This window comes from Bradyrhizobium sp. URHC0002 (assembly GCF_054059515.1).
This window is the reverse complement of record NZ_JBSSCF010000001.1, coordinates 4,021,045-4,035,065: the sequence shown is the minus strand read 5'-3', so window position 1 is coordinate 4,035,065 and position 14,021 is coordinate 4,021,045. Positions and strand designations below refer to the sequence as shown.

Genomic DNA, 14,021 nt, shown 5'->3' with positions numbered 1-14,021 from the left:
CGATCGGCCTATTTCGCCACGAAGCCCGCTTCGTTCATCAGCAACGAGTTCAGCTTGTCGTCCTCTTCGAGGAACTTCAGCATGTCCTTGCCGGTGAGGAAGATCGGCTTGAGCGCCTGCTTCTCCATATAGTCCTTGTACTCCGCCGTCTGCGTCACCTTCTGGAACAGGTCGACATAGAACGCCTGCTGTTCCGGCGTCACCTTGCCGGGCAGGAACATCGCGCGCAGCATCAGATACTGCACGTCGAGGCCCTCCTCCTTGCAGGTCGGGATGTCGTTCCACGATTGTGTTTCGGTGACCTTGGTCTTGTAGGAGATGCGCTCCTTGTCGAACACGCAGAGCGCGCGTACCTGACCGGCACGCCAGACCTCGAGATTTTCGCTTGGGTTGTTGACGTTGGCTTCGGTGTGCTTGCCGACGAGCTGCGTCGCCGCCTCGCCGCCGGACTTGTACGGCAGGTAGGAGAATTTCGCGCCCGTCTTCTGCTCCATGAAGACCGTCAGCACGTGATCCTCGCGCTTGGACCCGGTGCCGCCCATCTTGAACGGCGAGCCCGCTGCCTTGGCGGCGGCGATGAATTCCTTCACCGTCTTCGGTCCCTCGGCATTGTCCCACAGCACGAATTGATCCATCGCAACGACCGATACCGGCGTCAGATCACGCCAGTTGAAGGGGATCTTCGCCGACAGCGGCAGCATGTAGATCAGCGAATAGGCGATCAGGACCTTGTTGGCGTCGCCGTCGCTGGACTTCATGTACATCAGCGCCTCGGCGCCCGATGCCCCACCCTTGAGCGATACAACCATCGGCTGCTTCATCAGATTGTTCTTCTGAATGGCCGCCTGCATCATCCGCGCCATCTGGTCAGACGCACCGCCCGCGCCGGCTGCGACCACGATTTCGACCGGCTTGGCCGGCTCCCAGGCGGCAAGCGCCGGGGTACTTGCGATCATGGCCGTCAAGGCGGCCGCGGCTTTCAGCATCTGTCCCACGAGTTTCATCCCTATGTATTTGCAAGACTTTGTAAAATCGGCTTGGCTGGTTGCCACATCTTGCGAGCGAACCGACGAGAGTTCAAGCTGCACCGCAAGGTGCCGCCTACTTTCGCATGAGGCGCAAATCTTTCCCGCAGGAAGCGATTCAATCTCGCCGCTTTTCCGTTGCATGGCTGTGAGTGGGCCCATTTAATGCACGCTACAAGGTAAATCAGGGGGAGAAGCTGAATGAGAAGGATTTTGATGGCTGTCCTCATGGGCACTGCGCTCACCCTCGCGGGGTGCGGACGGGATCCAGGACCGAAAGGGGATGCCGGCCCGCAAGGACCAGCCGGACCACAGGGCGCGCAGGGCTTGCAAGGCGTGCCGGGCGCTCAAGGACAACAGGGCGCTCAAGGACCCCAGGGTCCCCAAGGGCCACAGGGACCGCAGGGTGCGCCCGGCGCAAAGGGCGACCCCGGACCGGCTGGCGTTTCCATCAGATCGGTTCAGGCCAACGGCGAGGTCAGCTGCGATGCAAATGAAAACCTGGTGTCGGTGTTCTGTCCGTCTGGCGGTGCACCCGATGGCGCCAAGTGCGGCACCGGTCCGGCCGTCGGTCTCTGTCTCAAAAAGTAGCCGTCCTACCGCGCCACGATTCGACGAATGACGGCCGGTGAGAAAGCACTGAAGGCGTTCGCGATCGGTTTGCTGTTGGCCTGTCTTGCCACCGCCGCGGACGCCGGTTCATCAATAATCGGCGCCGGATCCCAAACCTGCACGGCTTGGACCAATCGCAAAAAGAATGCGGTCGTCAAAGGAAGCTTTGAATCCTGGCTGGTTGGATTTATCAGCGGCCTGAATATCAGCGGCGAACGCGACATGGTTGGTGGCGGCGACTTCGACGCGATCATCGCGTGGATGGATCGCCGCTGCCTCACCACCCCGTCAGACAGAATAGGTATCGCGGCGCTCGATCTGGGCATGGAACTGGCAAAGAAGGCTGCCAGGCCATAGCGGCGGTAAAGACCCGGTCTGGCGGCTCGTTGCCCGTTCGACTACTTGCCCTTCCAGTTCGGCGTACGCTTGTTGAGGAATGCGTCCATTCCCTCGCGGAAATCCTCGCTCATGTAGGCGCGGAGGATCAGGTCCCGGCCTTCCTCGCGCGACAAAGTGCGGCGGATACGGAGCACCGCCTCCTTGGCGGTTTCCATCGTGATCGGCGCATGGCCGGCAACGAGCTTGGCGGTTTCATCGGCGCGGCGCTGCAGCGTCGGAACGTCAGGCACCACCTCGTTGAGCAGACCGAGCGCCAGCGCCTCGGGCGCCTCGATCAGCCGCGCTGTAAAAATCAGGTCCTTGGTCCGCGCCGGTCCGACCAATGCGACAACCCGGCTGATGTTGGACATCGACAAGCAATTACCCAGCGTGCGCGCAATCGGAAAACCGATGCGCGTCGTCGCGGTGCCGATCCGGATGTCGCAGCAGGCGGCAATCCCCGCGCCGCCACCGGTGCAGGCGCCCGCGATGGCCGCAATCGTCGGCACCCGGACCTTCTCCAACGTGCCCAGCACGCGATCGATCCGCTCCTCATATTCGAGCGCATCCTCCGCGGTCTTGAAGGCACGGAACTGCGAGATATCGGTACCCGATGCGAACGCTTTATCGCCCGCACCGGTCAGGATCATCGCCTTGATCGAGCGGTCGCCGTTGACGGCCTCGCAGATCGCCGCCATCTGTTCGTACATCGCAAAGGTCAGCGCGTTGCGCGCCTGCGGACGGTTGAACGTCAGCCGGGCGATGCCGTCCTCGACGGAATAGATCAGGTCTTCGGTCGCAGCTACCGGAGCGTTCATCGCAGCTCTCTCTGTTTTTGTTTCGGTCAAACGATATCAGGCGACGGCGGCCTTCGGCATCGCGACGACGTCGCGTCCCTTGAGCACTTCCATCGCCGCCAGCACGCCGCCGCCGCGATGCGGCACCTTGGCGAGATCGAGACCCATCTCGACGCCTGACAGCGTGCCCATCATCATCAGATCGTTGAAGTGGCCGATATGGCCGATCCGGAACACCTTGCCCTTGATCTTGTTAAGGCCGGTGCCGAGCGACATGTCGAAGTTTTCCAGCACGACCTTGCGGAAATTATCGGCGTCATGGCCTTCCGGCACGACCACGCCGGTCAGTGCGGGCGAATGCGCGCCCTGCTCCTGGCATTGCGTTTCCAGGCCCCACACCTTGATCGCCGCGCGCGTAGCGGCGCTGTGGCGCTTGTGCCGGGCGAAGACGTTCTCCAGCCCCTCCTCCTCGAGCATCTTGACCGCCTCGCGCAACCCGAACAGCAGGTTGGTCGCAGGCGTGTAGGGCCAGGTGCCCGCCTTGTTGATCGCGATGACTTCCTGCCAGTCCCAGTAGGAGCGCATGGCGGGGTTCGCTTTCGCCACCGCCAGCGCCTTTTCCGAGACGGCGTTGAAGCCGAGGCCCGGCGGCAGCATCAGGCCCTTCTGGGAGCCTGCGACCGACACGTCGATGCCCCAGGCATCGTGTTCATATTCCAGCGATCCGAGACCAGAGATGGTGTCGACCATCAGCAGCGCGGGATGATTGACGCGATCGAGAATTTTACGGACGTCCTGCGGATGGGTGACGCAGCCGGTCGAGGTCTCGTTATGGACCACGCACACGGCCTTGATCTTGTGCGCCTTGTCGGCCGACAGCCGCGCCTCGATCTGCTCGAGGTCGGCGCCATGGCGCCAGTCACCGGGCAGGAAATCGACTTCGAGCTTGAACTTCTCGGCGATCCCGCGCCACAGCACGGCGAACTGCCCCGTCTCCGCCATCAGCACCTTGTCGCCGGGCTGCAGCGTATTGACGAGGGCGGCCTCCCAGGCGCCGGTGCCGGACGACGGGTAGATGATCACCGGCTGCTTGGTACGAAACACCCGCTGCATGGCGGCCAGCACCGCGTAGCCGATCTCGGCAAACTCGGGACCCCGGTGGTCCATGGTCGGCATGTCCATTGCGCGCAGCACCCGGTCCGGCACGTTGGTCGGTCCCGGAATCTGCAGAAAATGCCTTCCAGTATGCACGGTCATGAGCGTCCTTCCCGGTATGCCTTGGTTTCGCGAGGTTCGAATATCACTATTTGGCGGGCTTGTCCCCCGCCCGGCGAAGGCCGTCAATGCTTAAGAAGCAGGGCTTTGCCTTGCCAAGGCGGACCCCGGCAGGCAAGACACTGCCGAACATCCAAGTGAGCAGGGTAATGGCGGCAACAGGGGCCGAAAAACCACAAAATTCGGCGGAAAACAGCGCCCTTGCCGCGCGTCTCGCCCGCGAGATGACGGGCGATGTTTTCTTCGACGCCTTCAACCGCGGCCGCTATGCGACCGACGCCTCGTTCTACCAGATCCTGCCCCTCGGCGTGGTGGTTCCCAGGACCATGGACGAGGCGCTGCGGGCGCTTGCGATTGCCAGGGACGAGGGCCTGGTCGTCACCCCGCGCGGCGGCGGCACGTCGCAATGCGGCCAGACCGTCAACGAGGGAATTGTCGTCGACTTTTCCAAGCACCTGAACCGTCTCCTCTCGCTCGACGTCGAAGGCCGCACGTGCGTGGTCGAGCCCGGCATCGTGCTCGACGACCTCAACCGCCATCTCAAAAAACACGGGCTCTGGTTTCCGGTCGACGTCTCCACCGCCTCGCGCGCCACCATCGGCGGCATGGCCGGCAACAATTCCTGCGGCGGCCGTTCGCTGCGCTACGGCACCATGCGCGATAACACGCTGTCGATGGAGGCGGCGCTCGCCGACGGCACGCGCCTGCATTTCGGCGAGGTGCCGCGGGATCTGGCGCGGGTGAACTCGCCCCAGAGCGGGCTTGCGCTATTCCGGGACATGCTCGATCTCGGCGAGCGCGAGGCCGCGGAGATATCGGAGCGATTTCCAAAGGTGCAGCGCCGCGTCGGCGGCTACAATCTCGATGCGCTGGTGCCACGCAATGCGCCGAACAACATGGCGCATCTTTTGGTCGGCTCCGAAGGCACGCTGGCCTTCACGACGCAGGTCGAGCTCAAGCTGTGGCCTGTCATCCGCAACAAGGTGCTGGGTGTCTGCCATTTCGGCAGTTTTTACGAGGCGATGGATGCGGCGCAGCATCTGGTGAAGCTGCGGCCGATCGCAGTTGAACTGGTCGACCGCACGATGATTGCGCTAGGGCGCGACATCGCGATGTTCAGGCCCGTGATCGAATCGACCGTCCGCGGCGATCCGGACGCGCTGCTGATCGTGGAATTTGCGGAAGAAGATCAGGCGGACAATCTTCAAAAGCTGAAGCAGCTTTCCGAACTGATGTCGGACCTCGGATTCGGCTGGAATCATCCACCGCGCAAATGGGGCGGCGTGGTCGACGTCGTCGAACCCGCCAGGCAGACGGCGATCGCGGATTTCCGCACCTCCGGCCTCAACGTCATGATGTCGATGAAGCAGGAAGGCAAGCCGGTCTCCTTTGTCGAGGACTGCGCCGTGCCGCTGCCGCACCTTGCCGACTACACCGAGCGGCTCAACGCCGTGTTCGCCAAACATGGCACCCGCGGCACCATGTATGCCCATGCCTCCGAAGGCTGCCTGCACGTTCGGCCGGTGCTCAATCTGAAGCTCGAAAAGGACGTCAAGGCGATGCGCGCGATCGCCGAAGAGACCTTCGAGATGGTGCGCGAATACAAGGGGTCGCACTCCGGCGAGCATGGCGACGGGCTGGTGCGTTCCGAATTTCACGAAGCGATGTTCGGCCCGCGCATCGTTGCCGATTTCCGGGAGGTCAAGCAGCGCTTCGATCCGGACAATCTGCTCAATCCCGGCAAGATCGTCGATCCGCCAAAAATGGACGATCGTTCGTTGTTTCGCTTTTCACCCGACTATCGCGTCGCCGGGCTGAAGACCGTGCTCGACTGGTCGGCTTATCCCGGCGCCGGCGGCGGCTTCCAGGGCGCGGTCGAGATGTGCAACAACAACGGCGCCTGCCGAAAGCTCGAGGGCGGCGTGATGTGTCCATCCTATCGCGCGACCCGCAACGAGAAGGATGTTACGCGCGGTCGCGCCAACACGCTGCGGCTGGCCATATCAGGCCAGCTGGGGCCGGATGCACTGGCCTCAGACGAGATGATGGACACGCTCAAGCTCTGCGTATCCTGCAAGGCCTGCCGCCATGAATGCCCGACAGGTGTCGACATGGCCAAGATGAAGATCGAGGTGCTGGCCGCGCGCGCGGAGAAACATGGCCTTTCGCTGCGCGACCGGCTGGTCGGCTACCTGCCGCACTATGCGGATCTGGCGTCCCGCTTCGCTCCGCTCGCCAACTGGCGCAACAACAATCCGTTGCTGCGTGCGCTGTTTGAGAAGTTTGCCGGCATCAGCGCGAAACGTGCCCTGCCCGCGTTCCGCCGCGACGTGTTCAAGGCCGACGCTGAGGTCTTCGGCCGCGCAGATGGCCATGAGGTCGTGCTGTTCGCCGATACCTTCAACCGGGCCTATGAGCGCGAGAACCTCGACGCCGCCTTGCGTGTCCTGCTTGAAGGCGGATATCGCGTGCATATTCCAAGCCCTGCCGACCGCGCTCGTCCGCTGTGTTGCGGGCGGACATTCCTCTCAGCCGGTCTGGTCGAACAGGCGCGCGGCGAACTGGACAGGCTGGTCGCGACCTACGCCCCGTTCGCGGCGCGCGGCGTGCCGATCGTCGGATTGGAGCCGAGCTGTCTCCTGACGCTTCGCGACGAACTGCTCTCGCTCCGCTCGGACAACGAAGCCAGGAGCATTAGCGCCCACGCATTGCTGTTCGAGGAATTTCTGGTTCGCGAGGCGGAAGCCGGCCGCCTGAAACTGCCGCTCGGCGCCATCCCGGCAAAAGCACTCGTTCACGGCCACTGCCATCAAAAATCGTTCGGCGCATTCAAGCCGGTCGAAAAGATACTTCGTCTCATTCCCGATCTCAGTATCGAAACCATCGAATCCAGTTGCTGCGGCATGGCTGGCGCGTTCGGCTACGGCGCAGACACCTATCAGGCTTCGATCGAAATGGCCGAGCTGTCGCTGCTGCCGGCGGTGCGCCGCGCCGATCCCGGTACCCTGATCGTCGCCGACGGTACCTCGTGCCGGCACCAGATCAAGGATGGCACGAACCGTGCAGCACTGCACGTCGCCCGGGTGCTCGCAATGAGCCTCGACAGCGCGCGGCCCAACTATTAATCCCCACTCAATCGCAAAGGAACCCATTTATGGCTGAGCTCACCCTCGACGTCGCCCGCAAGATTCTCGATGCGGCCCTTGCCAAGGGCGTCGAGAAGAAACTGAAGCCGCTGGTCATCACCATTCTGGATCCCCGCGGCTGTGTGAAGGTTACGGCGGCGCAGGATGGCACCAGCCTGATGCGGGCCGAAATCGCGCACGGCAAGGCCTATGGGGCGCTTGCGATGGGCATGGGATCGCGGGCGTTGTTTCAGCGCGCCCAGGAGCAGGCCTATTTCGTCGGCGCGGTGAATGCGCTGGCGCAGGGACGTTTGGTGCCGGTGCCCGGCGGCGTGCTGATCCAGGGCGATGGAGGCCTGCTCGGCGCCGTCGGCGTCAGCGGCGACACGTCTGATAATGACGAGGCCTGCGCTATCGCAGGCATCGAAGCCGCGGGATTGAAAGCAAACGCCGGATAGTCGCGAAACCGCACTGGCCGGCAGTCGATCGGATACCGACGGAATGGATGACGAGTTCAAGCAAAAGCTTCTGGAGCGGCTGAAGGCGATCGAGCAACGACTCGATACGCTTGAGGCCGACCAGAGCCAGCTCAGGGAGGCCTATGCGAGGTCGCGCGCGCATTTGAGAAGATTGTGGCTGCGTCCGCCGATGTGGACATTCGAGCAGCACCCGCCCCGACCTCTCGATCTGAGCAAACTGCCCGCCACGCCAGCCCTGCCGAAACAGCCTCCCCGCATCGCTATCGTCACGCCGAGCTTCAATCATGGCCGCTTCCTGCGGGCCACCATCGACAGCGTGCTCGGCCAGGACTATCCGCGATTGTTCTATCATGTGCAGGACGGCGCTTCCGCCGACGAAACGGTCGATATTCTCAAGAGCTATGGCGAACGGATTTCCTGGCGAAGCGAGGCAGACCGCGGGCAATCGGACGCCATCAACAGAGGCTTCCAGGACGTCGATTGCGATATCATGGCCTACCTGAACAGCGATGACACGTTGCTGCCGGGAACGCTCGCCTGCATCGCCAACTTCTTCGACCAGCGGCCGGAGATCGATTTCGTTTACGGGCACCGCGTCTTCATCGACTATGCTGGATCCGAAATCGGCCGCGCCGTGTTTCCGGCGCATGACGGCGAGGCTCTCAAATATGCCGGCTACGTGCCACAGGAAACCATGTTCTGGCGCCGGCGCGTATGGGACAAGGTCGGACCGATAGATAGCGAGCTTCATTACGCACTGGACTGGGACTTCATGCTCCGCGCCGAGGCCGCGGGTTTCGAACTGGTGCGGTTGCGGCGTTTTCTTGCCTGCTTTCGTGTCCACGATGAACAGAAAACGACAAAGAGCTATGAGCGCGGGCGGGAGGAGATGCAGAAGCTGCGGCGCAGATCACTTGGCCACGTCCCGAGCCAGATCGAGATCTACCGCGCGATGATGCCGTACCTGATGCGACAATTTGTATTTCACTGGAGTTACCGGCTGGGCCTCATAAAACAATGATCAGTGGGCGTCGCCTTTCGAAACAAAGGTTTGGTATCGCCTGACGACCTCATTCACCGGCCCCATTTCCCTGATCGATCCGCGGTCGAGCCAGATGCCTGTGGTGCACCAGCGGCTGCATAGATCGAGATTATGCGAGGCCAACACCATGACGTTCGCACGCTCGACGAAACTGCGGACACGCGTTTCGGCCTTGACCATGAAATGGGCGTCTCCAGCCAATATCCATTCATCCATCAACAGAATTTCGGGCTCGAAGCAGGTCGCAACCGCAAAGCTGAGCCGCAATATCATCCCGGCCGAATAGGTTCGCACCGGCATATCGAGATAATCGCCGAGCTCGGTGAATTCCACAATTTCGGGCATCCGCCGCTCGATCTCGGCCGGCGTCAAGCCAAGCAGCAGCGCGCGCAGATGAATATTGTCGAAGCCGCTTAGATCGGTGTCGATGCCGAGATTGATATCGAACATCGGCGAAATCCGCCCGCGCGTAACGACCTCGCCCTGAACGGGCTCGTAGATTCCGGCAATCGCTCGCAGCAAGGTCGTCTTCCCGGCGCCGTTGGCGCCGATCAACGCCAGGCGATCTCCGGCGGCAAGCGAAAACGACACCTCGCGCAATGCCTCGATCACGATCTGATCGCCGGCATCAGTGCCGATCCGGCCCGCTGAGCCATGAAACAGCATACGCTTCTTCAGGGATCGCGACCCACCCTGGTAGACCGGAAAAGAAATCATCACCCGGTCGAGGCTGACAATAGCCCCTGCATTGGATTGCCCCGTCATACCAATCATATCCAGTAGGCAATTCTGCCGCGGAAGCGCAGAAAGAAGCAGCTCGCCACCAGACCATTGATCGCGGTGATGGCGAGCGTCACCCAAAGCGTCAACGCGGACGGGAGCATGCCAAGAAGCGGGGCACGCACGATCTCTATCAAGTGAAAGAACGGGTTTGCTTGCGCAAGATACGACTGCGGACCTAGCAAGTCCGGTGTCCAAATGATTGGCGTGACCAGAAACAGAATTTGCACGAGACTTGCCAAAATGCGGGGGATATCGCGAAACCGCGCGGAAGCCATGCCAATGGTCAGGCTCGCGAACGCGGCATTGATCACGAGCAACATAAGACCAGGAATAGCGCACAGCGCGACGGCCCCTGGCCAGATCTGAAAGTAAAGAAGCAGGATGAAGTAGATCGGAAGATCGTGTGCAACAAGCGCAACCTTGCCGAATACGAAGCGGCAAACGTAGAGCAGATAAGGCAGGCGGATCTGCTTGATGTAACTCTCGGACCCCGAGAACAGGCTGCCGGCATCCAGCACGACCGAGCTGATGAAACCCCAGGCGATAAGCCCTGCGCAGACATAGGGCATCAACTGCGCGACCGGCAATTTGAAGATGTGCGAGTAGACCAGTCCGAGCGCAATGACCGTGATTGCGATGTTTACAGTCGACCAGAACGGCCCAAGGGTCGAGCGCCGGTACCGGTAAAGGATGTCATTCCAGCCAAGCCTCGTCCAAAGCGGCCAGTATCCGGCTGCGGCAGTGAGATCCGCGACCGCGAGGGCAAACTGGCGATTTCGCTGATTTACCGCGAGCAATGTCGAACGTCCTTCAAAATACGCCGGAGCCTATCATGGCCCAAAAACCCATCCTATCGTAAAATCCGGCTCAATCGGCGGTTTCGACATGATCGCCAATGTGGCAAGCATTAGACATGAAGCGACATCAAACCTGGGGAATACCTCGATGATTTTTGCAGCTTGAGATCGTCACTTGTCCCTCGAACCCAAAGACGCAGCGCCCTCCTCCCTGGTTTTTTCAATCGTCATTCCGCTCGAATATCACCGCGGCCAATGGGAGCATTGCTGGAAGGGCTGGAATGACCAGACCATCGCCCGATCGATGTACGAAACGATACTTGTCGTTCCGCCCGATTTCCAGCAGCGGGCCCTGCTGAAGGAGTTTTCCGCCGACCGCGTGGAATTTTCCGAACACTCGCACGACGTCGGCTTGTGCCACGCGGGTGCAGCAAAGGCGCAGGGAAGATATCTGATCTTTACGGAAGCGCACTGCTGGCCTGAACCGGATGTGCTCGAGAAGTGTCTGCAAGCCATTCGCGACAATCCCGATTGGGCGGGGTTTTCCTGTCGGTCTGTACCCATTACCCACAATCGACTGTCAAAAGCCGAAGCCGCGATGTACGTGGCGGACATTGAATACGCCATGCACGATCATCCCTGGCGAAGAATCCTCGACCAGTGTTTCGTAACAAAGCGTGACGCTTACGAGAATTGCACCGGCTTTCGGCCCGAGCTCGGACATTTCGCGGAATGGGTGCTTGCCGCCAGTTACTTTCGGCACGGCTACAAGCTCGGTTACGTTCCGGAAGCACGATTTCATCACTATTACACGGGTTCGCTTGGTGAGCTACGCGAGTTCACCCTCGACTTCGTCGCCGGTGAGATTCGCTATTTCAGTGAACTCTCCGCTGCCTCCGACAGCCTTTTGGAGCCTCCACCCGAATGGATGTGCCAGGGAAACTTCGATCGGGATACGGCGCGATCGATCCTGGCAATCGCCGTGAAATCTCTTTGGCCGCCGCCCAGACGCTTCGTGCGTCATTTCTACTATTCAATCGGCACGACAGCACGCTGGATCGTTCCGGCGATTTTTGGCGATTGGATAGCCCGTGGCATCGCCGAAGCCCATGTCGCATGGGCACAGACAGGCCTGCTGCTCGCCCGTGCGATTGGTTCGGACAGCATGCTAAACGCGCGATTCAAAGGTTACATCGCAGCCCTCATCGCGGCTCAAAGACTTGCAGTCATCGGCAAGCTGCGCCGGTCCGGACGAGAGCGCCAAGATATTGTTGAAGACGTTGTTGAGGCGAGCCCTGATGTCTTTGCGCCGGGCCATACGGGTTTCTATCCGATAGAACAGTACCAGGGGCATCAGTTCCGGTGGAGCGATGCAGCGGCCGCAATGCTGATTTCGGTATCCGCCGGCACGCGCCAAATCCGTATCAACTGCCTTCCAGTCCGCGATCTCACAAGTCCGATCTGCGATCTCCGGTTCTATCTGGATGGCGCGCGCATTCCGCCCGGCCAACTGAAGACCGAAGAGCAGCGGGTCACCATCGATCTCAACGCTGCCACACCGAGGGTCCTCACGCTGGGCTGGACGTGCGTGCCACTGCGCGCGCCTGCGGATTCCCGCAGGTTGGGGTTGGCCATCAAGGGCCTCGAACTGGCCTGAGGGTCAGAACGCCCGAGCTATTTTCCCGGCCAAGACGGTTTGCGTTTCTCGCCGAAGGCCTTGAGCCCTTCCTTGGCGTCTTCCGTCATCGCCAGCAACGCGATCTGGCTTTCAGTATACGCGATGCTTTCGTCGAACGACATCGAGGCGATCGCCCGCATGGCGTATTTGCCGCGCCGGATCGCGGTCGGCGACTTGTCGACGATGCGGCTGATCAGCCAATCGACCTTGGCGTCGAGCTCGGCCGCGGGCACCACGTAGTTCAGGAGGCCGGCAGCCTGCGCCGTGTGCGCATCGAACGGTTCGCCGGTCAGCGACCATTCGCTGACCAACCGCTTTGGCGCGATCGACTGCAATAGGCTCAGCACCTGCATCGGAAACACGCCGACCTTCACCTCGGGCAAACCGAAAATCACGTGATCGGCGGCAATGGCCATGTCGGTCATGCATAACAACCCCATGCCGCCGGCCATGCAGACGCCCCCTACCCGCGCGATTGCGGGCTTGGTGGCGTTCTGCGACAGCCGCAACAAATCCGCGTAGTCGACATTCGGCCTGGAAAAATCCATCGCAAAGGCAGCGCCGCTGTTCTGCAGGTCGGCGCCGGCGCAAAACGCCTTCTCGCCTGCCCCCGTCAGCACAATGACGCGGACATCCTTGTCGTCATGCGCTTCGCGATAGCCGCGGGCGATGCCGCCGACCACATCGGCATTGATGGCGTTGCGCTTGTCCGGCCGGTTGATGGTAATCCAGAACGCCTGTCCACGCTTTTCGCGTATCACGCTGCTCGTGTCGGTCATTGTCCCGCTCGCCTGTTTGCCGTTGCCTCGCAAACATTTGCGGCAGGATGGCGGTGGACTGCAAGCGGGAATTCGAGGCGACCGGGCGACAGGTCCGGGGGCTATCGTCCACCAAAAGAACCCATTCCCCAAACATTTCTGAAATTTTTCATTCCGGTGGGTGTTAGTGTGATGGCAGAGCCATCGACGGAGAGCGCCATGAAGAGCATTACTTATTTCATTTCGACGATCCTGATCCTTGTCGGCGTGTCAGGCACCATTTCGGCAGCCAGCGCCGAAACAATTACCCTGAAAGCAGCTCTCAAGGGATCCAATGAAGTTCCACCCAACAACAGTCCGGCTTCCGGCGAAGCGACTGCCACTTTCAACACCGAAACCAAAGCGCTTTCGTGGGCCATTACCTTCAAGGATTTGACCGGACCCGCCGTTGCCGCGCACTTTCACGGACCAGGCGAGCCCGGCAAGAACGCCGGAATCGTACTCCCTTTCAAGAGCGCGCAAAGCCCGATCGAAGGTACGGCCGTACTTTCTGATGCGCAGGTTGCAGACCTGATCGCTGGCAAGTGGTACGCAAACATACATACCGCCGCCAACCCCGGTGGCGAGCTGCGCGGCCAGATGGTGAAGCAGTAAACTAGGCGACCAGGGCCGCCTGCCCGACGGCCTCTTTGGCGCGAGCGCTGGACCGGCGGGCTTGCAGGAGTTCGCTGAATTTCGGAAATGGCACGGGGGGCGAGACGACATATCCTTGCCCCTCCTCGACACCGCAGGCAATCAGCGCCTGAATTTGCTCTGATGTCTCGATTCCCTCGGCGACGACCGTCATCCGAAGATCGTGCGCTAGACGCACCAGCATGGCGACGATCGACGCTGCCGCCTCATCCTCCGTGATCGTATCGACGAAGAACTTGTCGATCTTGATCGTGTTGGCACCCAGCCCCTTCATCTGGGACAGGCCGCTATTTCCGACGCCGACGTCATCCATTGCGACGCGAAAGCCGAATTCGCGCAACTCCCTCACCACGGAAGCGGCTCGTTGAAGATCGGGCAGTTCGCTCCTCTCGGTCACTTCCAGGACAATCTGGCGGGGAGATACCTTTGCAGCAAGGACCACACCGCGAAGGCTCTCGATGAATCCCTCGCTTAGCAGATGCCGTGGCGCCACGTTGAATGACATCTTGAAATTCTTGTCTTCGCGAAGGAGGAATCCTGCCTCCCTGAGGGCCGTCGACAATATCTGCCATGTCATCG

General features: G+C 61.1%; 13 protein-coding genes. 6 read left to right on the top strand and 7 right to left on the bottom strand.

Going from position 1 to position 14,021, the window contains the following annotated elements:
• Positions 1 to 8: 8 nt before the first annotated feature.
• A complete protein-coding gene (locus ACVWVY_RS19555) occupies positions 9 to 986 on the bottom strand; it encodes a tripartite tricarboxylate transporter substrate binding protein (protein ID WP_456632253.1) in 978 nt (325 codons plus the stop codon).
• A 657-nt stretch (positions 987 to 1,643) separates the two neighbouring features.
• Here ACVWVY_RS19555 and ACVWVY_RS19550 point away from each other — a divergent pair.
• A complete protein-coding gene (locus tag ACVWVY_RS19550) occupies positions 1,644 to 1,994 on the top strand; it encodes a hypothetical protein (protein WP_456627908.1) in 351 nt (116 codons plus the stop codon).
• A gap of 41 nt (positions 1,995 to 2,035) precedes the next feature.
• On the opposite strand, the gene ACVWVY_RS19545 is transcribed toward ACVWVY_RS19550, so the two are convergent.
• Both ACVWVY_RS19545 and ACVWVY_RS19540 read right to left on the bottom strand, forming a co-directional pair.
• Positions 2,036 to 2,833 (bottom strand): enoyl-CoA hydratase/isomerase family protein, encoded by a 798-nt coding sequence (locus ACVWVY_RS19545; protein WP_456627907.1) that lies wholly within the window; start codon positions 2,831 to 2,833, stop codon positions 2,036 to 2,038.
• A gap of 36 nt (positions 2,834 to 2,869) precedes the next feature.
• The gene (locus ACVWVY_RS19540; RefSeq protein ID WP_456627906.1) at positions 2,870 to 4,069 is read right to left on the bottom strand and encodes a pyridoxal-phosphate-dependent aminotransferase family protein; all 1,200 of its coding nucleotides are present in this window, start codon (positions 4,067 to 4,069) and stop codon (positions 2,870 to 2,872) included.
• A 167-nt stretch (positions 4,070 to 4,236) separates the two neighbouring features.
• Between ACVWVY_RS19540 and ACVWVY_RS19535 the strand changes: the two genes are divergently transcribed.
• Genes ACVWVY_RS19535 through ACVWVY_RS19525 form a run of 3 tightly spaced genes read left to right on the top strand, consistent with a single transcriptional unit; the run spans position 4,237 to position 8,712 of the window.
• Positions 4,237 to 7,212, top strand: a complete 2,976-nt coding sequence (locus tag ACVWVY_RS19535; RefSeq protein ID WP_456632252.1) for an FAD-binding and (Fe-S)-binding domain-containing protein — start codon at positions 4,237 to 4,239, stop codon at positions 7,210 to 7,212.
• Between the two features lie 29 nt (positions 7,213 to 7,241).
• Positions 7,242 to 7,670, top strand: coding sequence for a GlcG/HbpS family heme-binding protein (locus tag ACVWVY_RS19530; protein WP_456627905.1), 429 nt, complete (start codon positions 7,242 to 7,244; stop codon positions 7,668 to 7,670).
• A 43-nt stretch (positions 7,671 to 7,713) separates the two neighbouring features.
• Positions 7,714 to 8,712: a glycosyltransferase family 2 protein gene (locus tag ACVWVY_RS19525; protein WP_456627904.1), complete on the top strand. Its 999-nt coding sequence runs from the start codon at positions 7,714 to 7,716 to the stop codon at positions 8,710 to 8,712.
• On the opposite strand, the gene ACVWVY_RS19520 is transcribed toward ACVWVY_RS19525, so the two are convergent.
• Both ACVWVY_RS19520 and ACVWVY_RS19515 read right to left on the bottom strand, forming a co-directional pair.
• Positions 8,713 to 9,498 (bottom strand): ABC transporter ATP-binding protein, encoded by a 786-nt coding sequence (locus ACVWVY_RS19520; RefSeq protein WP_456627903.1) that lies wholly within the window; start codon positions 9,496 to 9,498, stop codon positions 8,713 to 8,715.
• Positions 9,499 to 9,503: 5 nt separating this feature from the next.
• A complete protein-coding gene (locus tag ACVWVY_RS19515; protein WP_456627902.1) occupies positions 9,504 to 10,313 on the bottom strand; it encodes an ABC transporter permease in 810 nt (269 codons plus the stop codon).
• A 175-nt stretch (positions 10,314 to 10,488) separates the two neighbouring features.
• On the opposite strand from ACVWVY_RS19515, the gene ACVWVY_RS19510 reads away from it, so the two are divergent.
• The gene (locus tag ACVWVY_RS19510; RefSeq protein WP_456627901.1) at positions 10,489 to 11,970 is read left to right on the top strand and encodes a glycosyltransferase family 2 protein; all 1,482 of its coding nucleotides are present in this window, start codon (positions 10,489 to 10,491) and stop codon (positions 11,968 to 11,970) included.
• Positions 11,971 to 11,987: 17 nt separating this feature from the next.
• Here ACVWVY_RS19510 and ACVWVY_RS19505 read toward each other — a convergent pair whose 3' ends face one another.
• Complete coding sequence (locus tag ACVWVY_RS19505) at positions 11,988 to 12,770, bottom strand: enoyl-CoA hydratase/isomerase family protein (protein ID WP_456627900.1); 783 nt, start codon at positions 12,768 to 12,770, stop codon at positions 11,988 to 11,990.
• A gap of 198 nt (positions 12,771 to 12,968) precedes the next feature.
• Between ACVWVY_RS19505 and ACVWVY_RS19500 the strand changes: the two genes are divergently transcribed.
• Positions 12,969 to 13,403, top strand: coding sequence for a CHRD domain-containing protein (locus tag ACVWVY_RS19500; RefSeq protein ID WP_456627899.1), 435 nt, complete (start codon positions 12,969 to 12,971; stop codon positions 13,401 to 13,403).
• 1 nt (position 13,404) lies between these two features.
• Here the strand turns inward: ACVWVY_RS19500 and ACVWVY_RS19495 are convergent, their stop codons facing one another.
• Positions 13,405 to 14,019 carry an EAL domain-containing protein gene (locus ACVWVY_RS19495; RefSeq protein ID WP_456627898.1) on the bottom strand — a complete coding sequence of 205 codons (615 nt, stop codon included), beginning with the start codon at positions 14,017 to 14,019 and terminating at the stop codon, positions 13,405 to 13,407.
• Positions 14,020 to 14,021 lie beyond the last annotated feature (2 nt).